Annotated in this window: 20 protein-coding genes; 6 read left to right on the forward strand and 14 right to left on the reverse strand. The window is 60.4% G+C overall.

Annotated features, from left to right (window positions below; translation table 11 throughout):
* Positions 1 to 18: 18 nt before the first annotated feature.
* Positions 19 to 333 (reverse strand): 50S ribosomal protein L21, encoded by a 315-nt coding sequence (rplU, locus tag HQN82_RS11840; protein ID WP_003492690.1) that lies wholly within the window; start codon positions 331 to 333, stop codon positions 19 to 21.
* Positions 334 to 667: 334 nt separating this feature from the next.
* Here rplU and HQN82_RS11845 point away from each other — a divergent pair, with 334 nt between their 5' ends.
* The gene (locus tag HQN82_RS11845) at positions 668 to 1,108 is read left to right on the forward strand and encodes a metallopeptidase family protein (protein ID WP_003520258.1); all 441 of its coding nucleotides are present in this window, start codon (positions 668 to 670) and stop codon (positions 1,106 to 1,108) included.
* 19 nt (positions 1,109 to 1,127) lie between these two features.
* Here the strand turns inward: HQN82_RS11845 and HQN82_RS11850 are convergent, their stop codons facing one another.
* On the reverse strand, positions 1,128 to 1,334 hold the full coding sequence (locus HQN82_RS11850) for a DUF1737 domain-containing protein (RefSeq protein WP_003505258.1): 207 nt from the start codon (positions 1,332 to 1,334) through the stop codon (positions 1,128 to 1,130).
* Positions 1,331 to 2,242, reverse strand: coding sequence for an HpcH/HpaI aldolase/citrate lyase family protein (locus tag HQN82_RS11855; RefSeq protein ID WP_173614909.1), 912 nt, complete (start codon positions 2,240 to 2,242; stop codon positions 1,331 to 1,333). The genes HQN82_RS11850 and HQN82_RS11855 overlap by 4 nt, the downstream gene beginning before the upstream one ends.
* Before the next feature lie 110 nt (positions 2,243 to 2,352).
* Between HQN82_RS11855 and HQN82_RS11860 the strand changes: the two genes are divergently transcribed.
* From HQN82_RS11860 to leuB, 3 genes are all read left to right on the forward strand, one after another.
* On the forward strand, positions 2,353 to 2,583 hold the full coding sequence (locus HQN82_RS11860) for a hypothetical protein (protein WP_006698322.1): 231 nt from the start codon (positions 2,353 to 2,355) through the stop codon (positions 2,581 to 2,583).
* Positions 2,584 to 2,744: 161 nt separating this feature from the next.
* Positions 2,745 to 3,350 carry a 3-isopropylmalate dehydratase small subunit gene (leuD, locus tag HQN82_RS11865; protein ID WP_006698323.1) on the forward strand — a complete coding sequence of 202 codons (606 nt, stop codon included), beginning with the start codon at positions 2,745 to 2,747 and terminating at the stop codon, positions 3,348 to 3,350.
* Between the two features lie 264 nt (positions 3,351 to 3,614).
* Positions 3,615 to 4,727 (forward strand): 3-isopropylmalate dehydrogenase, encoded by a 1,113-nt coding sequence (gene leuB / locus HQN82_RS11870; protein WP_035208013.1) that lies wholly within the window; start codon positions 3,615 to 3,617, stop codon positions 4,725 to 4,727.
* On the opposite strand, the gene HQN82_RS11875 is transcribed toward leuB, so the two are convergent.
* The 3 genes from HQN82_RS11875 to cobA form a co-directional block, all read right to left on the reverse strand.
* A complete protein-coding gene (locus tag HQN82_RS11875; protein WP_112765666.1) occupies positions 4,708 to 5,955 on the reverse strand; it encodes a cytochrome-c peroxidase in 1,248 nt (415 codons plus the stop codon). The two genes, leuB and HQN82_RS11875, sit on opposite strands and share 20 nt — an antisense overlap.
* A 197-nt stretch (positions 5,956 to 6,152) precedes the next feature.
* A complete protein-coding gene (locus tag HQN82_RS11880; RefSeq protein ID WP_173614910.1) occupies positions 6,153 to 7,469 on the reverse strand; it encodes a cobyrinic acid a,c-diamide synthase CobB in 1,317 nt (438 codons plus the stop codon).
* Positions 7,466 to 8,254 (reverse strand): uroporphyrinogen-III C-methyltransferase, encoded by a 789-nt coding sequence (cobA, locus tag HQN82_RS11885; RefSeq protein ID WP_112765668.1) that lies wholly within the window; start codon positions 8,252 to 8,254, stop codon positions 7,466 to 7,468. The genes HQN82_RS11880 and cobA overlap by 4 nt, the downstream gene beginning before the upstream one ends.
* Positions 8,255 to 8,311: 57 nt before the next feature.
* Between cobA and HQN82_RS11890 the strand changes: the two genes are divergently transcribed.
* Positions 8,312 to 9,442: a cobalt-precorrin-5B (C(1))-methyltransferase gene (locus HQN82_RS11890; protein WP_162699299.1), complete on the forward strand. Its 1,131-nt coding sequence runs from the start codon at positions 8,312 to 8,314 to the stop codon at positions 9,440 to 9,442.
* On the opposite strand, the gene cobM is transcribed toward HQN82_RS11890, so the two are convergent.
* Genes cobM through cbiE form a run of 3 tightly spaced genes read right to left on the reverse strand, consistent with a single transcriptional unit; the run spans position 9,397 to position 11,842 of the window.
* Positions 9,397 to 10,170: a precorrin-4 C(11)-methyltransferase gene (cobM, locus tag HQN82_RS11895; RefSeq protein ID WP_004444155.1), complete on the reverse strand. Its 774-nt coding sequence runs from the start codon at positions 10,168 to 10,170 to the stop codon at positions 9,397 to 9,399. The two genes, HQN82_RS11890 and cobM, sit on opposite strands and share 46 nt — an antisense overlap.
* Entirely contained in the window at positions 10,167 to 10,589 is a 423-nt protein-coding gene (locus HQN82_RS11900) for a cobalamin biosynthesis protein (protein WP_004444156.1), read from the reverse strand. The genes cobM and HQN82_RS11900 overlap by 4 nt, the downstream gene beginning before the upstream one ends.
* On the reverse strand, positions 10,583 to 11,842 hold the full coding sequence (gene cbiE / locus HQN82_RS11905; RefSeq protein ID WP_112765669.1) for a precorrin-6y C5,15-methyltransferase (decarboxylating) subunit CbiE: 1,260 nt from the start codon (positions 11,840 to 11,842) through the stop codon (positions 10,583 to 10,585). Before cbiE ends, HQN82_RS11900 begins: the two co-directional genes overlap by 7 nt.
* Between cbiE and HQN82_RS11910 the strand changes: the two genes are divergently transcribed.
* Positions 11,841 to 12,623, forward strand: coding sequence for a cobalt-precorrin-6A reductase (locus HQN82_RS11910; RefSeq protein WP_112765670.1), 783 nt, complete (start codon positions 11,841 to 11,843; stop codon positions 12,621 to 12,623). The two genes, cbiE and HQN82_RS11910, sit on opposite strands and share 2 nt — an antisense overlap.
* On the opposite strand, the gene HQN82_RS11915 is transcribed toward HQN82_RS11910, so the two are convergent.
* The 5 genes from HQN82_RS11915 to cobN are packed head-to-tail and all read right to left on the reverse strand — an operon-like array spanning position 12,590 to position 19,443.
* The gene (locus HQN82_RS11915; protein ID WP_004444163.1) at positions 12,590 to 13,351 is read right to left on the reverse strand and encodes a precorrin-3B C(17)-methyltransferase; all 762 of its coding nucleotides are present in this window, start codon (positions 13,349 to 13,351) and stop codon (positions 12,590 to 12,592) included. The genes HQN82_RS11910 and HQN82_RS11915 overlap by 34 nt on opposite strands.
* Complete coding sequence (locus tag HQN82_RS11920; RefSeq protein WP_112765671.1) at positions 13,348 to 14,115, reverse strand: precorrin-2 C(20)-methyltransferase; 768 nt, start codon at positions 14,113 to 14,115, stop codon at positions 13,348 to 13,350. The genes HQN82_RS11915 and HQN82_RS11920 overlap by 4 nt, the downstream gene beginning before the upstream one ends.
* Entirely contained in the window at positions 14,112 to 14,744 is a 633-nt protein-coding gene (locus tag HQN82_RS11925; RefSeq protein ID WP_006700275.1) for a precorrin-8X methylmutase, read from the reverse strand. Before HQN82_RS11925 ends, HQN82_RS11920 begins: the two co-directional genes overlap by 4 nt.
* Positions 14,741 to 16,093 carry a precorrin-3B synthase gene (gene cobG / locus HQN82_RS11930; RefSeq protein WP_173614911.1) on the reverse strand — a complete coding sequence of 451 codons (1,353 nt, stop codon included), beginning with the start codon at positions 16,091 to 16,093 and terminating at the stop codon, positions 14,741 to 14,743. Before cobG ends, HQN82_RS11925 begins: the two co-directional genes overlap by 4 nt.
* Positions 16,093 to 19,443: a cobaltochelatase subunit CobN gene (gene cobN, locus HQN82_RS11935; RefSeq protein WP_173614912.1), complete on the reverse strand. Its 3,351-nt coding sequence runs from the start codon at positions 19,441 to 19,443 to the stop codon at positions 16,093 to 16,095. Before cobN ends, cobG begins: the two co-directional genes overlap by 1 nt.

Here is a 19,443-nt window from a genome sequence, read left to right on the forward strand (position 1 = left end):
TTTCCCGTGTCGCGCCGATCAGGCAGCAACGATGTCCGTGATGCGGACGACAGTGTGATGCTGACGATGGCCGCGCGAACGCTTGGAGTTCTGACGACGACGCTTCTTGAAGGCGATGACCTTCTTGCCGCGGTTGTGCTCGACAACTTCCGCCTTGACGATGGCACCCTTGACGAAGGGAGCACCGAACTTGGCGTCGGCACCTTCGCCAACAACGAGAACTTCGGTGAATTCTACAGTTGCGCCTGCCTCTGCTTCCAGCTTTTCGATGGTCAGCACGGCGTCGGCCGCTACGCGGTACTGCTTACCGCCGGTCTTGATGACTGCGAACATTTTTTATCCTTTCATGTTCGTTCCGGCTCTGCCCGCCTTAAGCAAGCTGGCCGTCTTTTTATCAGTCGGAATTTGGTAGAAACCCGTCGGGACAGGATGTCCCTTTGAATGTCTGCCGGTGAAGCCGCCTTTTTGAGGGCGGTATTTAAAAGAAGGCGCACTACGCCATCAATTTGGGTGCCGATTACGCGAGACGCCGGTTTATGTCAAGATGAAGACGGCTTGAAAAGTAACTGTAACGCCAAGAATTTCATGCTTTTTCGGCAGGCGCGGCAGTCAGGTCTCGAAATTTGCCCAGCAAGTGTTTATATGGGCCTTCCAACAAGGAGCAGAAATGGCCCGCATAGACCAGACCGACGATTGGCGGGACCGCCATGCGCCGACACTTTCCGCCTTCGAATCGCTTGCGATCGAGGCCTATGGCCACCTGCCGGAAGAATTTCGCGCACTGACGAAAGATCTCATCATCGAGATCGCCGATTTCCCGACCGACGATGTCTTCGAAGACATGGCGCTCGAAACCCCTTTCGATCTCCTGGGGCTTTTCGAGGGCCGGGGCATCTCCGAACGTTTCACCATGGAAACGGGCGAGATGGTAAACCGTATCACGCTTTATCGACGTCCCATTTTAGACTACTGGGCCGAGAACGAGGAAACACTGGGTGATATCATCACTCATGTCCTCATCCACGAGATTGGCCATCATTTCGGCCTGTCTGATGACGACATGGAGCGGATTGAAGAAAGCGCCGACGAGGCCGCCGCCGATCGCTGATCGGGGCGGCCATGACTGCTTACTGCTCGCCGAGCTTCATGTCGGGATGGTATTCCTTGCCCTCGACCACCTTGGTCACGGCCTGGCCGCAATGCATGACGCCACTTGCCGCATTAAAGGCATAGCTTGGCGAACCCGCGAGTTCCCAGCCTTTGTTCAGCGCCTCGGTAACCCGGTGACAGAATTTCGCGTCGTCCGGTCCGGTGATGAAACGATAGACCTTCACGTCGTTTTTACCTTTCTTTGCGCGATGATATCGGCCATGGCGACCAGCCTTTCGGCCTGGTTTACATGCAGCCGTTCTATCATCCGACCATTCATGTTGATGACATTCAATTTCGCATATTCCGGTTTTGCGAAAGCCGCAATGATCTCACGCGCTTCCGCGACCGCAGTCTCGTCCGGGGCGAAACGCCGGTTAGCCGGCTCGATCTGAGCAGGATGGATCAACATCTTGCCATCGAACCCCATGGCGCGCCCCTGTTCGCATTCAGCTTCGAAGGCCTCGATGTCACGAAAGTCGTTTGAAACGCTGTCGATGACTTCCAGACGGTACGCACGGGCGGCGAGCACAACCTGCATCATCCAGGGTACGAGATACATGCGGTCTGTCAGCGCTGGAACGCGCGTTTCCTTGCGGAGGTCGTTCAGCCCGATGACAAAAGCCGCCAGCCGTGCATCCGGCGTGTGGGCCGCGTCTGCAATCGAGGCGGCGTTCAGGACACCGAGCGGCGTCTCGATCATCGCCCAGATTTTCAGGGCTTCGGGCGCATCTGCTTCGGCCAGAAGATCAGCCACGTCATTGATATTCGCCGGCTGTTCCACCTTCGGCAGCAGGACTGCGTTCGGCCGACAGGAAAGAACAAGCTGCAGATCCGCCCTCCCCTCAGATGTGGAGAGGGGATTGATGCGAATAATGGTCTCGCCGCCGAAAAAAGGGGCTTGCGAAAACAAGGTTTTCAGATTCTCCCGCGCCTTGCCCTTCATGTCGGGCGCTACCGAATCTTCCAGATCGAGGATCACCCCGTCACAATCGAGATCTCGAATTTTTTCCAGTGCCCGGACGTTGATCGCGGGGACAGACAGCAGCGAACGGCGCGGTCGGACAGGAATATTTTCGGAAAAACTGACCATGCCGCACTTGTGTCAAGCTTTTGTGACATCTGCAAGCCGACAATCCACTGAATCCTCTTGCAAGCTGGAAGAAGAAGGCCCACATTCGTCTGGAAAGAAAGGTTTGGATCATGCAAGGCATACGTTCGTTTTTCATCGCCGCATCCGGCATTGCAATTCTGGCCATGGCCGCTCTTTTCACGGCGTCGCTTACGGTCGCTTTCATTGGCGTGCTCGCGGTTCTTAGCGCAGCCCGCCTCCTGTCCGCGCGTCTGAAGCCGGCTCCGATCCCTGTGAAGCCCCGCAGCCAGCGCGACATGCGCGTCTGGAACGACGGCAAGGGTACGATTATCGATCTCTGAGGTCGATGAATTCGGAAAAAGCACCGGCGGTGCGCGCAAGGCGTACCGATGAATGCGGGTTTGCGCTTCTAAAGCGACCCTTTTTGCAGTATTTCCCCAGTTAACTCCGGCCGGCTTTAGCCAGCGCCAGATTTTGTTCAGGGAAACACGGGAAGCGACAGATGGAAAAATTCACCAAGCTGACAGGCGTTGCCGCGCCCATGCCGGTCGTCAATATCGACACGGATATGATCATTCCGAAAGATTATCTGAAGACCATCAAGCGCACCGGTCTCGGCAAGGGCCTTTTTGCTGAATCCCGGTATCTCGAAGACGGTTCGCCCAATCCCGATTTCGTGTTGAACAAGCCCGCCTACCAGAACGCCCAGATCCTCGTCGCTGGCGATAATTTCGGCTGCGGCTCATCGCGCGAACACGCACCCTGGGCGCTGCTCGATTTTGGCATCCGCTGCGTGATCTCCACCAGCTTTGCGGATATTTTTTACAATAACTGTTTCAAGAACGGCATTCTTCCGGTTGTCGTCAGCCCGGAGAACCTGGAAAAGCTGCTGGACGACGCATCGCGCGGATCAAACGCCGTTCTTTCCATCGATCTTGAACGTCAGGAGATCAGCGGTCCCGACGGCGGTACGATCAGTTTTGAAATCGATGAGTTCAAGCGTCACTGCATGCTGAATGGCCTCGACGATATTGGCCTGACGCTGGAACATCGCGGCGCAATCGATACCTTCGAAAAGACCAACGCCTCCGCGCGGCCCTGGGCCTGATCCCACTTTCTACGCCGGGCATTCGCACAAGCGGGGCCTGTCAGGAAATGCGTCACGGTAAAAGACTAAAAAGCCGATCCCGTACAAAACCGTACCGGATCGGCTTTTGCTTTGCTTGAAAAGCCCCTGAGGCAGAGATAAGAAGCCCCCGATCCCGTCCGGTTGCAATAAGACCTTGCAGATGCAGGACGGAATGAGTTTGACGCCGCGCTCGCCATCATCCCTTCTGGATGTTTTCCGGCGCGCCGCCCAAGGAGGGTTCCTATGACAGTTCGTTCGCTTTTCCTTCTGCCCGGTGATGGTATCGGCCCTGAGGCCATGGCCGAAGTCCGCAAGCTGATCGACTATATGAACAGCGCTGAAGGTGCCGGTTTCACAGTCTCCGAAGGCTTGGTCGGGGGTTCCGCCTATGACGCCCATGGCGTTGCGATTTCCGATGCGGACATGGAAAAGGCGCTCGCTGCCGATGCTATCCTGTTCGGCGCCGTAGGCGGCCCGAAATGGGATGGCGTTCCCTATGAGCATCGCCCGGAAGCCGGCCTTCTTCGCCTGCGCAAGGATCTTGAACTTTTCGCCAATCTGCGCCCCGCCATCTGCTACCCGGCACTCGCCGCCGCTTCCTCGCTGAAGCCGGAACTTGTCGAAGGTCTCGATATCCTCATCGTTCGCGAGCTGACCGGCGGCGTTTATTTCGGTGAACCAAAGCAGATCATCGACCTCGGCAACGGCCAGAAGCGCGGTATCGACACCCAGATCTATGACACCTTCGAGATCGAGCGTATCGCCAGTGTCGCTTTCGAGCTGGCCCGCACCCGCGACAACCGCGTCTGCTCGATGGAAAAGCGCAACGTGATGAAGTCGGGCGTGCTGTGGAACCAGGTGGTCACCGAAACCCATGCCGCAAAGTACAGGGATGTTCAGCTGGAGCATATGCTGGCGGATGCCGGCGGCATGCAGCTGGTGCGCAAACCCAAGCAGTTCGACGTTATCGTCACCGACAATCTCTTCGGCGACATGCTTTCCGACGTCGCCGCCATGCTCACTGGCTCGCTTGGCATGCTGCCTTCTGCCTCGCTTGGCGCACCGGACGCCAAGACCGGCAAACGCAAGGCGATGTACGAGCCGGTCCACGGCTCGGCGCCTGACATTGCCGGCAAGGGCATCGCTAACCCCATCGCCATGATCGCGTCCTTCGCCATGTGCCTTCGCTACTCGTTCAACATGGTGGATGAGGCAACGAAACTCGAGACAGCAATTGCAAACGTGCTCGACCAGGGCATCCGCACCGCCGACATCATGGCAGAAGGCAGCCGCCAGGTCGGCACGTCCGAAATGGGTGATGCGGTTCTTGCCGAATTCAAGGCGCTTTCGGCGTAAGGCTTGATACAGGCTGGGCAGGCGGCATAGCCGTCTGCCCGTTTTCCTTCGTAAGAAGATGCTCGTAGCGCCTGTCGGTCAGTGTCATCAGAAACGCGACAATGGCGTCGACCCGCTTGTCGTCCAGCGCCGGCGCTGATGTCAGTTCCGCCATGGCGATATTCTCAGGCACCTCAGGCGCGTCCCAGGCTCTGCCGGTTTCAGGATTGATCTGACGGCTCGGCTTCTTGCTCTTATATTTCACGTAAAACAGCACGACCGTGCGCAGATCCTTGAACACGCCATTGTGCATGTAAGGGCCGGTCACGGCGACGTTGCGCAGCGTCGGCACCTTGAATTTGCCGCGCTCAGCCGGATCACCGGCGACGATCGGATTCTGCGCAAGACCGAGATCGACTGCGCCCGGCTTCGAGCCATTTACGGCCCGGACAGGAGTATTGGCGGGCACACCGATGTTGAAATATTTGTGGTTGGTGAAGAGGCCGTCTTCCAGACCCTTGGCGCCCCGGATTTCGTGGCAGGTATTGCAATTGGTGAATTGCGTCGAGGAGATAAGAACCCGCCCCAGCTCTTCCTGATCAGTCAGCTTTTCCTCGCCACGCAGGAAGCGGTCATATCTGGAATCGAAGGTCGAGAACTCGTCCGATCGCTCAAAGCTCGCCAGCGCCTTCGTCATTGCGGCATAGGCGGTGTCGTCGTTCTCAAAAACATCCTTGCCAAACTGCGTGCCGAACGCCGCGACATAATCCGGATTCTCCTTGAGTCGCTTCACGACCGAGGGCTTGTTCGGCATACCCATTTCGACGGGGTTGAGCGGCGGTCCACCTGCCTGATCCTCCAGCAGCGAGGCGCGGCCGTCCCAGAACTGGCCACCCACATACTCTCCCGCCGCATTCCTGCCGAAAGGCGGTGAGAACCGGGCGTAGGCCGCGGTCGGCGCGTTGCGGTCGCCCAGTGAGAAACCGTCATCGCCGAGCGAAACATCGCGCCCAACCTTGTCGTTTTCCCGTCCATCGGAAAAACCGGCCGCCTGCATATGGCAGGTGGAACAGGCCATCGTTCGGTTCATGGAAAGATTGGGATCGTCAAAGAGCGCCGCACCGAGCTTTTCCAGCGTCGCATAATCTTCGCCGCCATGAGCAGCCACACCATCGAACCCGACACCGAAAGGAGCGAGCAGAACGGATGCAGCCAGAGCGGCGGAGAGAAAAAATCCGGGTTTCATCATCGGTAGGCACGCTCGAGATAAATGCGCGATAGCAGATCCGGGCCGCGGCAGACAGAACGGCTTCCGGCCCGGACTTCACGGAACATGGAGCCGGAAGTATTTCCGTCTTTCCATGCCCTCTGAGAGGACCCTATAACACTTTCTAACGGTCGGAGCCTACAAACTTTCACAGCTTGCTCCACTTTGCCGCACCGGGATCAAACGCCCCGGGCAATGGCGTGGAAAAACGTGCCCGAAACGAGGCCTCGCCTGCCGCCCGATGGCCCGAGCGGGCGACCCTGCCCGTCGGCTATCTCAGCAAAAGGCGCGTCTTGGCCGGGGTCGATGACCCGCGCATAATGGAATTCATGGCCGCGCAGAACTTCCCCTGCCGATCCGAGCGGACCATTCACCGCAATTGTTGCCTGCCGGTAGCCGAGATTCATCTTGCGCGTGGCAAAGCTGGTGGCATGCGACAACAGCCCTGTCATGGCATGGGTCACCCCATCGGCATCCTCCAGCGCCGCCCCCATCACCATGTAACCACCGCACTCGCCATGCACGGGCTTTGTCGCGGCAAAGCGGGTAATGCCGGCCTTGAAAACAGCGGCATTCGCGAGTTTTCCGGCAAAAAGCTCGGGATACCCGCCGGGCAGCCAGCAGATATCACAGCTCCCGTCCGGAGCCTCATCGGCGAGCGGAGAAAAAGGCACGATTTCGGCGCCGGATGCATGCCAGTGCTTCTTGAGATGCGGGTAAAGGAAGGTGAAAGCTGCATCTTCCGCCAGCGCAATGCGCTGGCCGGGCGGCGCGATGGCTGCTGTTTTCAAACCCGGAGACAGCTCAACCGGTGCGGCAAGTGACAACACGGCATCAAGATCGATGGATTTTTCCATTGCGTCCGCGAGCCTTTCGATATGTGCATCGATTTCCGGATGTTCGCTCGCCTGCACGAGACCCAGGTGACGTTCCGGCAGGATGAGGGAGGGATCGCGCAGCACGCATCCGGCAACCGGCAATCCGATTTTTTCGATGGCTTCCGTACACAGGAGCCTGTGCCTTTCGCTGCCGGCCCGGTTCAGCACCACCGCCGCCATGGTTACGGCGGGATCGTAATGGGCAAAACCGTGAGCAACGGCGGCGGCGGTCTGCGACTGACCGGACACATCGAGTACCAGCAGCACGGGAATGCCGAATAGCCGTGCCAGATCCGCAGCCGAACCGGTACGGTTTTCCGCCACCGAAATGCCGTCGAACAGGCCCATCGCGCTCTCGATCAGAATGAGATCGGCGTCCTGCGTGTGCTGTGAAAACAGGTGCCGCAGCAGCTCTGGCCTCATTGCCCAGCTATCCAGATTAAGACCTGATGAGCCGGTGGCGAAGGCATGGAAACCCGGGTCTATGTAATCGGGTCCCGTCTTGATGCCGCGTACCTTGATGCCGCGTCGGGCAAAAGCCCGCAGCAGGCCGATGGTCACGCTGGTTTTGCCGGATCCCGAGCGCGGCGCGCCGATGATGATCGCCCGCGCCGTCATGCCTGCGAAACTCCCAGCCGCTCGCGCATCGACACAATCTCTCCGATGACGATCAAGGCCGGCGCTTCGAAATTTTCCCGCATTGCATCGCCAGCTATACTTTCCAGCTTGCTAATAAAGATGCGCTCTTGTTCAGTTGTCGCCGACATGATGACAGCGACCGGCGTCGTCGCCGAACGTCCGCCCTGCATCAGAAGCTTTGCAATTGCGCCGATATTCTTCAGACCCATATAAACGACGATAGGCTCCTGTGTTTTTGCCAGCGCCAGCCAGTCCAGGTCCTCCTCCGTGCCAGCCGCATGACCGGTGGCGAGCGTCACGGCGCGACTGATCCCACGCATCGTGGCTGGAATACGCGCAGAAGCCAGCGCCGCCAGCGAAGATGTCATGCCCGGCAATATGCGAAACGGAACGCCGGCACGGACCAGCGCCTCCGCTTCTTCGCCGCCACGGCCAAAAATAAAGGGATCGCCGCCCTTCAGCCGCAGCACCTTTTTTCCCTGCCGGGCGAAATCGATCAGCGAGGCGGTAATATCGTCCTGCGTCGCAGAGGGCTTGCCACCGCGCTTGCCGGCAAAGACGATCTCCGCCTGGGGACCGAGCGCCACGACATCGTCACTCACCAGCGCATCACGCACGATGATCTCGGCCTGGGAGAGTGCCAGCGCCACTTCGAGCGTCAGATAACGCACATCGCCCGGCCCTGCGCCCGCGAGCCAGACGTGCCCCGCTTCGAAGGCCGGACTTTTTGCGGCAATACTGTTCAAAATCTGCGGTATCGACATTCTCTTGGCTGCTTTTTAACGATGACGGAAAAAGCCGTCCCGGCTATAGGAATTCATATGGAAACGGATGGAAAGACCCTTCGCCGCGGCTGGACCACGGGCACCTGCGCGGCAGCCGCCACGAAGGCGGCCTGCGCCGCCCTTCTCACCGGCGAGTTTCCTTACCCTGTCGAGGTCGAACTTCCAAGCGGCGCGAGGCCCGCATTTTCCCTCGCGACCGAGGAAAAGGGTGAAAACTTCGCCCGCGCAGGTGTCATCAAGGATGCGGGCGATGACCCTGATGTTACCCACGGCGCGCTGATCGAAAGCACGGTGCGGCGCGGTCAGCCGGGAAGCGGTATCACCTTCAAGGCCGGCATGGGCGTCGGCACCGTCACGCGGCCCGGACTGCCCCTGCCGCCAGGAGAACCCGCCATCAATCCCGTGCCACGCAAGATGATCGAAACCGCCATTCACGAGGTGGCTGGTGCGGAGGCTGATTTCGAAGTCGAAATTTCCGTTCGAGACGGCGAGAAACTTGCGGAAAAAACCCTCAACGGCAGACTCGGCATTCTCGGGGGTATCTCCATTCTCGGCACCACGGGCGTCGTTATCCCTTTTTCCTGCTCGGCCTGGATCCACTCCATCTGGCGAGGCATTGACGTGGCGCGTGCGACCGGCTGCACTCACGTGCTCGGCGCTACCGGGAACACCTCTGAAAAAGCGGGACAGGCGCTGTATGAACTGCCCGAGACCGCGTTGATCGACATGGGGGATTTCATCGGCGGCATGTTGAAATATCTGCGCAGCCACCCGGTCGAACGGGTAACGATTGCTGGTGGCGTCGCCAAGATGACGAAGCTCGCCCAGGGGATGCTCGACGTGCACTCCAAAAAAGGTCTTGCCGATCTCGATGCGCTGGCGGCGCTGGCAGGGGAGGCAGGTGGCGATGGGGAAATCGCTGACGCCATTCGCAGCGCCAACACCGTCGCCCATGCCTTCCAGCTGGCCGATCGCAACGCTATCGATCTTGGCGCGATCGTTGCTGAAAAAGCCTGGGTGACCGCCGCGGCGGCGCTGAGGACGCCGACCATAGCACTGGATATCCTGGTTTTCGATCGTCAGGGCGCGTTGAAGGGACGCACCGCCTCCACCCCGTCGCATCAGCCCGCCGCATCCTCCTTTGGAGACCGGAAGCGGCGTACATAGTCTGCACTGTAGAGTGCGCTTTCACGAAAATCCGTCGAGGCCAAACCACGACCGACGAAGATCAGCGCCGTGCGCTCGACAGGCTCGGCCGCAAGCTTGCCTTCGATATCGAACAGGCTACCGCGAATGACCCGCTCATCCGGCCAGGACGCCCGCACGACAATGGCGACGGGGCAATCGGAACCATAAAGCGGCGTCAATTCTTCCACGACCCTGCCGATGGCATGAATGGCAAGATGGATGGCAAGCGTCGCGCCCGTCGCGCCGAAAGCCTGCAGCGTCTCACCATCGGGCATCTTCGATGCACGCCCGGAAATCCGCGTCAGCACAAGACTCTGTGCCACTTCCGGCACCGTCAGTTCGCGTTGCAAGGCTGCCGCGGCGGCGGCGAAGGAAGGAACCCCGGGCGTCACGCTGTAATCGAGCCCCAGCTGCTCCAGCCGGCGGATCTGTTCGCCCATTGCGCTCCAGACGGAAAGGTCGCCGGAGTGTAACCGTGCAACGTCCTTACCTTCCCTTGCTGCCGCGATGAATTCCGCCTCGATCTCATCCAGCGAAAGTGCGGCCGTATCGACAATACGCGCGCCCGGCGGGCAATAGTCGATCAGCGCCTTCGGAACCAGCGAGCCGGCATAAAGGCAGACCGGGCACGCCGCGATAAGATCGCGCCCGCGCACCGTAATGAGATCGGCGGCGCCCGGACCGGCACCGATGAAATGAACCGTCATTCGTGTTCTCCATGTTCGATCGCGCAGCCGCCATCCTCTGGGGCGGCACCGTCAGCGGTTGCGATGGCCACCGTCACATCGCCGTGTACGAGCCGCGGCGCAACCAGTCTTGCATTCTCTCCCGCTGCCGCAAGCGCCGCGGTTTCGCTCACGCTCGGCAAACCGGACCGCTCGAAACTTGCGCGTGAAAACGTCAGTGTTTTCGAGATAACCGCGTCAAGCCGGTGCTGCGCGACGATTTCGAGCGACAGGGAAAGGGTTTTCGCCGCTTCCGCAAGGCCGGCTTCCCGCGATTTAAGTGGCGCAGTTGCCAGACGGTCGGCCTTGACGCCAAAATCCTGCTCGGCAGCGCGCAAGGCAGCGATGATCATCCCCGCCGTCGCTCCCTTGCGGCAGCCTATGCCAGCCACGATCACCATGGCTTCACCCAGCTCCACTGGGTCACCGGCATGGCCGGACGCCACCCCGACATTGAACCGACAGCCGCCGCCCGCGACACATCCAGCCTTACGATCGAACCGCCGAGCCTCGCATGCGCGGCCAGCAGAACTGCCTCCATTTCCAACGTCACGGCATTGGCGACCAGACGCCCCCCGGATTTCAATGCCCCCACGGCCCCATCGAATACACCCGCTTGACTGCCGCCGCCGCCAATGAAGATTGCGTCCGGACGGGGTAACCCTTCAAAAGCGTCGGGAGCGGAACCGATCATGACCTCAAGCCCGGGAACACCGCAGACGTCGGCATTAAACGTTATGCGTTCCGCCCTTGCCGGGTGCTGCTCTATGGCAATGGCACGGAGCGAAGGGTGCGACAGCATCCATTCAATACCGATCGAGCCGGAACCCGCACCGATATCCCAAAGCAGTTCGCCGCGGCGTGGCCCCAGCGAGGACAGGGTCACAGCCCGGATTTCGCGTTTGGTAATCTGACCGTCATGTTCGAACAGGCCATCGTCAAGTCCGTGCGCAAAGGGCAGGATACGTGCGCCTTGATCCGCAACAACGTCAATTGCCACGACATTCAGAGCATTGACGTCCTCAACGGCGAAATCGCTCGCCGGGAGGCGGCGCGATCTTTCCCGTTCTCCTCCCAAAGCCTCGAGCAGAGTAAATTCCGACCGGCCGAAACCGGAGGCAGACAGCAATTTTGCGATCAAAACCGGGTCACGCTCGTGCGACGTCAGCGCTATGATGCGGGTGCCGGGATGGAGATGCGGCCGCAAAAGGTCGATGGGTCGGCCGTGCAGCGAAACGCACTCGACCGATTGCAGCGGCCAGCCGAGCCGGGAAGCCGCGAGAGAAAAGGCCGAAGGCGAAGGATACGATGCAACCTCTCGGACAGGGACGTTTCTCAGAAGCGTGACGCCCACACCGTAGAAGAATGGATCACCGGATGCCAGCACGCAAACCCTCCTGCCGCGCAGCGCCAGAACGTCCCTCATCTCCACGTCGAATGGCACGGGCCAGGCCCGCGCCTCGCCCTGAATGGCCGCAGCTGCCAGGTCCAGATGACGTTTGCCGCCAAAGACAATTTCGGCGGCCTCGATTGCCCGCAGCGCATTTTTACCGAGCCCGTCAAGCCCGTCCTCGCCGATGCCGACGATGGAAAGCCAGCGCGTTGCTTCCTTTTCGGTGGAAGCCTTGCCCGTTCCGGAATATTCAGAGGTCATGACACGCTCCATACTCATTCTTGGCGGCACGACCGATGCCCGCCTCCTGGCCGGCCGGCTGGGCGAAGATTCCAGCTATCGTATCCTGCTCTCCATGGCGGGGCGCACGATCTCCCCGGTGGAACAGCCCGTACCCATGCGCAGTGGCGGCTTCGGCGGTGCGGCGGGGCTGACGGATTTCATCCGCGCCGGGAATTTCGATATTCTGGTGGATGCGACCCATCCCTATGCCGCCAGAATTTCCGCCAATGCCGTGGAGGCGTCGAAGCGCGCCGGCGTTCCGCTCATCAGGCTTTCGCGTCCCGCCTGGCAGCTTCAGCCGGGCGATAACTGGCAAAGTGTCGAGAGCATCGATCAGGCGGTCGTCGCGCTTGGCGGCCAAGGCAGATGCGTGTTTCTGGCGCTCGGTCGACAGGAGCTTCTTCCTTTTGAGGCCGCGCCCCAGCACAACTATCTCATCCGCAGCGTCGATCCCGTGGAACCGCCGCTGAAGTTGCCGGATGCGCGTTACATCACTGCACGCGGTCCTTTCGCAACGGAGGACGAAATCCGTATGCTGGAAGAAAACCGCATTGAGGTCGTGATATCGAAGAACTCGGGTGGCGCAGCAAGTTACGGCAAGATCGAAGCGGCCAGACAACTCCATCTGCCGGTTATCATGATCGAGCGGCCGAGGCAGTCGCACGACACGGCCGCCACAAGCGTAACGGTGCCGGATATAGCGACTGCGCTCACCGCCATCCACCATCAGTTTTCTCTTTTCGAAAAACGAGGCGAATAAACGATCGGTTCTTTTCCGGGACGTTCGATCAAACGCGTTTCTTCCGAACCGACAATGACACAGGTCGCCATGTCTGCCATGTCGCTCGACGCCTCCGATAGCGGCACGACCCGTATGCGCTCATCCAGGCGGCCTGCCGCCCTGCCGAAGATCACCGGCACCGATCCGGGCAGATGCACCCGCAACAGGTCAAACGCCGTGCCGAGCTGATGCGGCCGCGCCTTGCTGACAGGATTATAGAAGGCCATCACGAAACCCGCCTGCGCCGCTGCGATCAGTCGTTTCTCGATGATTCCCCAGGGTTTGAGATTGTCCGACAGTGAAATGGCGCAAAAATCATGCCCAAGCGGCGCACCAGCTCTTGCCGCCACCGCCAGCATCGCCGTCACGCCCGGCACGACGGAAACATCGATATCGCGCCATTCGGATGGACCATTTTCGATTGCCTCGCAGATGGCCGCCGCCATGGCGAAAACACCGGGATCACCACCGGAAACCACGCAGACCCTGCCACCTTCGGCCGCAAGCCGAAGAGCCTGTTCAGCGCGGGAGATCTCCTCACGATTATCGGAGGCATGGCGGCGCTGATGGGGACCAAGCGAGAGCCGGTCGAGATAAGGAATATAGCCGAAAAAATCGTCGGATGCCGCGACAGCCGCAAGCGCCTCCGGCGTCACCTGTGCAGCATTACCGGGACCCAGTCCGACGACGACGAGCTTGCCGGTCATGGTGCTTCACCCGCGCCGGGCCTCGTTTTCCAGCCAGGTACAAGAACCAGCGAAAAGTAAGGCGCAGGCGAAGCATCCCGCTCGATGAGCCGCACTGCATGGCTGTTGGCCATGGTGCCGCGCTCGACATAAAGCGCCTGTTCGAGCTTGCCGACCTTTTCCAGTGCACGGCGGATTTTGGGCAGGTTGCGCCCGACTTTCATGATGACCGCCCCGTCCGTGCCGGAAAGACGGTCAGAAAGAACATCTTCTGCAAGCGTTCCAGGAAGCACGCTCAGAATATCGTCTCCCTGCACCAGCGGCAGCCCAGCCATGGACCAGCAGCCGGACATGGCGGTGATGCCGGCTACGACTTCCGCCTGATAGGACGGCGCAAGCCGCAGATGCAGATGCATATAGGAGCCATAGAACAGCGGATCGCCTTCCGAGAGCACGGCAACATTCCTGCCGGCTTCGAGATGTGCTGCAATGTCCTTCGCCGACTGATCGAAAAATCGGGCGATCGCATCGCGATAATCCTCACCGTTCTTGTCGCTTTCGACCGTGACGGGGTAAACCAACGGCATTTCAAGCGTGCCCGGACGGATAAAGGCCTCGACGATACCACGGCCGTTGCCGCTGCTGCCCTTTTTGCAGAAGAAAGCCAGAACGTCGGCTGCCTCGATGGCGCGCACCGCTTTCAGCGTCAGCAGTTCAGGATCGCCGGGACCGGTGCCGACGCCGACGAGTTTCCCCTTACGATGTTCAAAAAGAGCCGCGCTCACAGGCCCGCCCTCGCAACCGCGTTGACGGCGGCAGCCGTCATGGCCGAGCCGCCCATGCGTCCCTTGACGATGGCATAGGGAATGCCGAGCGTACTGACTTCCAACGCATCCTTTGATTCCGCTGCGCCGACGAAACCGACCGGCATGCCGATGATGGCGGCGGGGCGAGGCGCGCCCTTTTCGAGCATCTCCAGAAGATAGAACAGGGCTGTTGGCGCGTTGCCGATCGCCACCAGAGCACCGTTCATGTGCTCCGCCCAGAGATCAAGCGCGGCGGCCGAACGTGTATTGCCGATGGACCTCGCAATGTCGGGCGTGCGCGGATCACGAAGTGTGCAGATGACCGCATTGGCGGCTGGCAGGCGCGCGCGCGTCACACCATGGGCGACCATTTCCGCATCGCAAAGGATGGGCTTGCCCGCAAGGAGTGCGCCGCGCGCGGCAGAGACAAAATCCGGGGAGAAACGGAAATGGGCGGCGGCCTCAACCAGCCCGCAGGCATGAATCATGCGAATGGCGATGTCCGCCTGATCCTCGGCAAAAGCGGACAAATCCGCTTCCTCGCGTATTATGGCGAAGGAGCGCTCATAGATCGCATTGCCATCGCGAATATAGTCATAGTCGGTCATCGGTCATCCTGTCGAAGCGCCGCGACAATTGCCTGCCTGCCCAGACGGGCAAACAGGCCAGCGGCGTTTTCCCCGGGCTTATGTTCTTTTTCATAAAGACGGGCAAGCCGCGAAAGCGCCGCTCTTTGTTGTGCAAAGGGTAAAATGCCGTCCGGCGAATCACCGGCGCGGCCAAAAATCGAAAAAGCCATGCCATTATCGGAACCTGAAAAGGTCAGAAGCGACGGCGCGGGATGGGCGCAGCCTTTGCCACATCCGGAAATATGCAGGGTCACGGAACCGTCGAGCAGCGGGGCGCAAGTGCCTGCCGCAAAGGAAGCCAGTTCGTGAGTAGGATAAAAGGCCGACGCGCAACCGGGAGCGCCGGGACAGACTGCTATGGAAGATCGCCCGTCGCCGGCAGCCGTGACGAAACCCGACGTTCCGGCACTCGCAAGCAGTGCGCCGCACGCGCGCTGGGAACCGAAAAACAGCAGGCTATGATTTATCGCTGGCCGAAGAGACTGAATACCGAGCACGGCGGCCGCTTCGCAGAGACGCGCTATATCAGCGGCTTTGATCTGACTGAAGGCAGGCGCGACGCCTGCAGCAAAACCGGCCCCGCCTGCGGCCATCAAACCCAAAGGCACCAAGGACGGGGATGCCTCGCTTCCGGCCCAATCCACTAGATGATCACCGCAGATCGCTTCAATCATCTTCCGATCCAGATCGCGACCGCGGGCGAGCGGACCTTTTTTTGCCAGAAGCGCGAGCAATTCAAGGACGACACCAGCTGCGGCGCCGGCGCCAACCAGCCCCGCATCCACCGAGCTGCTTTCCGGACCGCCCACAAACAGGCGCCAGAAGACCTGCCCTTCCACACGCTGTGCTTTCAGGCGGATGTCAGCGAGCAAATCTCCCATGGAGATATATCCGCCACCGTCGATCACCACAGACATTTTGGCGGCGAGTTTTTCAGCAAGCCCCAGCGCTTTTGCCTCCCGGCGAATCTCGTCTGCAAGAGAACGGCCATCGGCAATTTCCGTCTCGTCGCGACCGGATAAGGGCGAAACCTCAACCGCCAGCCCATCGCGAAGCGGTAGACCAAGCGCCAGAACCTCTTTTTCCAGAAAGCGCGCGCTCTCGGGCGACAGACCGCGAAATTGCAGGCTGCCCCGGGCGGTAATGTCCATCAAGCCATTGCCATGGAAATCCGAAAGATCGCAAAGCCTCTTCATCTCAAGGGGCGTGATATCCTCTTCGAATGCGATCCGTGACAGGAGACCATCGCCGGTGGGCATGGGTGCAGAGAGAGCCGGGCATGCGCCGCGGCGGCTGACTGGCTGAACGGGATTGAATAAGGCCGTCATCACGCGCCGACCCTTTCCGGACGGGGCAAAAGCAGCATTTCAAGCTCCGCATCCACCGCGTTTCGGCGACTGTGCCACAGGCCGCGGCGGCGGGCGGACAAGAATCGTTCCGCCATCACCCGCGCCGCCTTCGGGTTTTCCCGCAGGATGAAATCGCGCACCGCTTCATTGCCGAAATAGGCATCGTAAAGGGCTTCGATCAACGATGACGACACCGCATTGGTGGTTTCGGCAAAGCCGACCAGCCGGTCCACCGTCTCGGCAAACTCCGCCGCACCGCGTGGGCCGTGTCGCATCTGGCCTTCGATGAAGCGCGGATTGACGGCGCGGGCCCGCACCACCCGCGTCAGGGCCTGTGTCATCGATCTTGCCCGTGGGCGCGCCGGATCGGTCGTATCCAGCGCCACGATATCGGCAACGCCTCCAAGTACAGCCTTGGCAGCGGAAAAGCCGCCAATGAAAGCGACATCGGAAGAACCGTCCAGAAGATCGCGGCCGGGATCATCGCCGGTGTGAACCAGAAGATCAGCCCGGCGCACCGCCTGCGCAAATCCGGCATCCTCGAAAATCTCCAGCCCGTCCGCACCTCCGAATGCGTAACTTGCCGCATCTAAGTAGGCTTTACCCAGTTCCTCGCGTTCGTCCCATTTGCCGCTGGCGAGCTTCTCCTCAATACCGGCACCATAGGTGCCGGGCGCAGAGCCGAAAATCCGCGGTGGTATATGACCGAGCAGAGCCGCCTCTTCCGCAAGCGGATTGTCGCCCGGCGCTTCTTCACGCCGCGCCACGGCCTTGGCGGCAGCATCGAGAAGCGCGATCAGCGCAGGAAACATATCCCGAAACAGGCCGGAAATGCGGAACGTCACATCAACGCGTGGACGGCCGAGGCTGGCCGGCGGCAGCACCTCGATGCCGGTCACGCGGCCGGTGCCGGCGTCGTAAATTGGCCGCGCTCCCATCAGGTGCAGCGCCTGCGCCACATCCTCGCCGCCGTTGCGAAGACTGGCACTTCCCCAGAGATCGAACACCAGATGTTTCGGCCAATCCCCGTGGCTCTGCAGATGATGACGGAGCACCTCTTCGCCGGCCATGCGCCCGAGTTCAAAAGCGGTGGGCGTCGGCATCGTGCGCGGATCCGCTGCATAAAGATTGCGGCCCGTGGGAAGTACATCGATCCGGCCCCGTGCCGGTGCGCCGGAAGGACCGGGAGCAACGTGCCGGCCATCGAGTGCGGCAAGCAAGGCCGCCTTCTCGGCCCGGGCGCTTTGAAGTCTCAGAGGATCAGCCTCACCTTCGGCGCATCGGCCGAAAATGTGTTGGCCGTCCTTGATCGCAAAATCCTTGAGATCACAGAGAAAGGCGTCGATGCGTGAGAGGGCGGCGTCGGCATCGTCCTTCGTATTCACGCCGGCCTCGGTTGCAAGCCCGGTGTCCTGCGCTTTTTCAATGATCAGCTTCGCCAGCCGGTCGCGCCGTCGCCGATCGAGCCCATCGGCCTGCGCATATTCGTCGACCAGCTGTTCAAGCGCCATTTGTTCCGCCGAAAGCCCGGCATTAACCAGCACCGGCGGAATATGACCGATGGTGACGGCTGCAATACGCCGTTTCGCCACCGCCGCCTCACCGGGATTGGAAACGATAAACGGATAAATCACCGGCAGCGGACCAGTGACAATTTCCGGAAAGCACTTGCGGGAAAGCGCCACTGTCTTGCCCGGCAGCCATTCCAGCGTACCGTGCGCGCCCACATGCACGATGGCATGGGCGGATGCCACGCGCTGCATCCATGCGCCGAAGGCAACAAGCGCGTGGCGCGGTGGCAGGGCGGGATCGTGATAGTCAACCCGGCGGTCCTCATTGCGCCCCCTGTCCGGCGCAAGCGCCACGAAGACCTGGCCGAAACGCGCGACGCGAAAACGAAACCCGCCATCGGCAAAAGCTTCATCACTTTCCGCAGCTCCCCATGTCGCACTCAAGGAGGCCGCGGCATCGTCAGGCAAACCCGAAAGAAAACCTCGATAATCGGCAAGATCGATCGTCGCTTCCTGCTGCTCAAGGCGATCGAGCAGCGCCCTTGCCGTTTCGGGAATATCTTCGACGCAATAGCCGGCATCTGCAAGATCTCGCAGCATTTCGAGCACGCTTTGCGGCACATCCAGACCAACGGCATAACCGGTTCGCCCCGGGGCTGCACCCGGATAATCCGGCATCAGAACGACAATGCGCCGCTCCTCCGGCGAGGTATTTTTCAGACGCAGGAAGGCCGCGATGCGGCTTGCCACCTGTTCGACACGATCCGCCTCCGGCATGTTTACGAGACTGATACCGCCATCGGTCCAAGGCTGTTTGAATGAAATCACGCCTGCGAAAATCCGGCCATCCAGTTCAGGCAGCACAATATGCATGGCTAGATCGGACGGGTTTAGTCCACGCGCATTCGCCGCCCAGCCGTCGTGGCGGGTCGTCGCCATGGCGACCTGGAAAACGGGAACGCCAAGCCGATCGAACAGCGTATGGCCATCGGCATCGCTCTGACTGGCAAAGGCCGTCGCAGCAAGGATGGCAGCGGGCTGAATATCTCTCAGCGCCTTTTCGAGAAAGCGAAGGGCGTCGCCATCCTTCAGGCCGCTGACAAAAATCGGCACCGGGGAGAAACCGCGCTCGAAAAGCGCGTGAAAGAGCGCATCCACCGGCGCTGCATCCGCAGCCAGCAACATGGAGCGATAAAAGACAATAGGCAGAACGGGCGCGGCAGCCGGGAAGCCAGAGCAGGCCTCCATTTGCCCCAACACCCCCACCCCCGGCCGATAAAAGCCGGCTTTCGGCAATGGCTCAGCTTCTATCATCGGCCATGCGTCATCTCTTGCCAGAGCGGCGAGGCCACCGGCAAGGCGACCCATATTCTCTCTTCCACCTTCGCGGAAAAAGGAAAGGACGGATGCCAGGATGTATGTGTCCACGGTCGACGCCGCTTCGAGCTTTTCGTCCCTTTCACTGCATTCGCCGGGCAGAAGCAGAAGCTTTATGCCACGTCGGCGCGCCATGCTGGAAAGCTGATCAACTCCATAACGCCAGCGTTCCGCTCCACCGAGGATTCGGACAAGGATGACCGTGGCATGCTCCGCCGTCTTTTCGATCCACAGGTCAACCGACATGGGATGGCGAAGCTCGGCGAGGTTTGCGGCGGACAGGCTGGGGAGCACACTGTCCGCCTGTCGCCACGCCTGCTCAAGCCCGGCAAGATCGCTTGTCGAAAACGACAGCATCACCACATCCGATCGAGGCTGGTTGAGGTCAACCGGCTCGATCAGATCGTCAAGAGACGAGGATGTGGTGGCAAGAATATGCAT

This window comes from Agrobacterium pusense (assembly GCF_013285525.1).
Classification (GTDB): domain Bacteria; phylum Pseudomonadota; class Alphaproteobacteria; order Rhizobiales; family Rhizobiaceae; genus Agrobacterium; species Agrobacterium pusense.

Coding starts and splice junctions, on each gene's coding strand:
- cobA (WP_112765668.1), bottom strand. CDS start 8,254: ATGTCGATACCGCAGATTTTGAACAGTATTGCCGCAAAAAGTCCGGCC.
- HQN82_RS11875 (WP_112765666.1), bottom strand. CDS start 5,955: ATGATGAAACCCGGATTTTTTCTCTCCGCCGCTCTGGCTGCATCCGTT.
- HQN82_RS11855 (WP_173614909.1), bottom strand. CDS start 2,242: ATGGTCAGTTTTTCCGAAAATATTCCTGTCCGACCGCGCCGTTCGCTG.
- leuB (WP_035208013.1), top strand. CDS start 3,615: ATGACAGTTCGTTCGCTTTTCCTTCTGCCCGGTGATGGTATCGGCCCT.
- HQN82_RS11860 (WP_006698322.1), top strand. CDS start 2,353: ATGCAAGGCATACGTTCGTTTTTCATCGCCGCATCCGGCATTGCAATT.
- cobM (WP_004444155.1), bottom strand. CDS start 10,170: ATGACGGTTCATTTCATCGGTGCCGGTCCGGGCGCCGCCGATCTCATT.
- cobG (WP_173614911.1), bottom strand. CDS start 16,093: ATGACGGCCTTATTCAATCCCGTTCAGCCAGTCAGCCGCCGCGGCGCA.
- HQN82_RS11845 (WP_003520258.1), top strand. CDS start 668: ATGGCCCGCATAGACCAGACCGACGATTGGCGGGACCGCCATGCGCCG.
- cobN (WP_173614912.1), bottom strand. CDS start 19,443: ATGCATATTCTTGCCACCACATCCTCGTCTCTTGACGATCTGATCGAG.
- HQN82_RS11890 (WP_162699299.1), top strand. CDS start 8,312: ATGGAAACGGATGGAAAGACCCTTCGCCGCGGCTGGACCACGGGCACC.
- HQN82_RS11915 (WP_004444163.1), bottom strand. CDS start 13,351: ATGACCGGCAAGCTCGTCGTCGTCGGACTGGGTCCCGGTAATGCTGCA.
- cbiE (WP_112765669.1), bottom strand. CDS start 11,842: ATGACCTCTGAATATTCCGGAACGGGCAAGGCTTCCACCGAAAAGGAA.
- HQN82_RS11900 (WP_004444156.1), bottom strand. CDS start 10,589: ATGGTGATCGTGGCTGGCATAGGCTGCCGCAAGGGAGCGACGGCGGGG.
- rplU (WP_003492690.1), bottom strand. CDS start 333: ATGTTCGCAGTCATCAAGACCGGCGGTAAGCAGTACCGCGTAGCGGCC.
- leuD (WP_006698323.1), top strand. CDS start 2,745: ATGGAAAAATTCACCAAGCTGACAGGCGTTGCCGCGCCCATGCCGGTC.
- HQN82_RS11910 (WP_112765670.1), top strand. CDS start 11,841: ATGACACGCTCCATACTCATTCTTGGCGGCACGACCGATGCCCGCCTC.
- HQN82_RS11880 (WP_173614910.1), bottom strand. CDS start 7,469: ATGACGGCGCGGGCGATCATCATCGGCGCGCCGCGCTCGGGATCCGGC.
- HQN82_RS11925 (WP_006700275.1), bottom strand. CDS start 14,744: ATGACCGACTATGACTATATTCGCGATGGCAATGCGATCTATGAGCGC.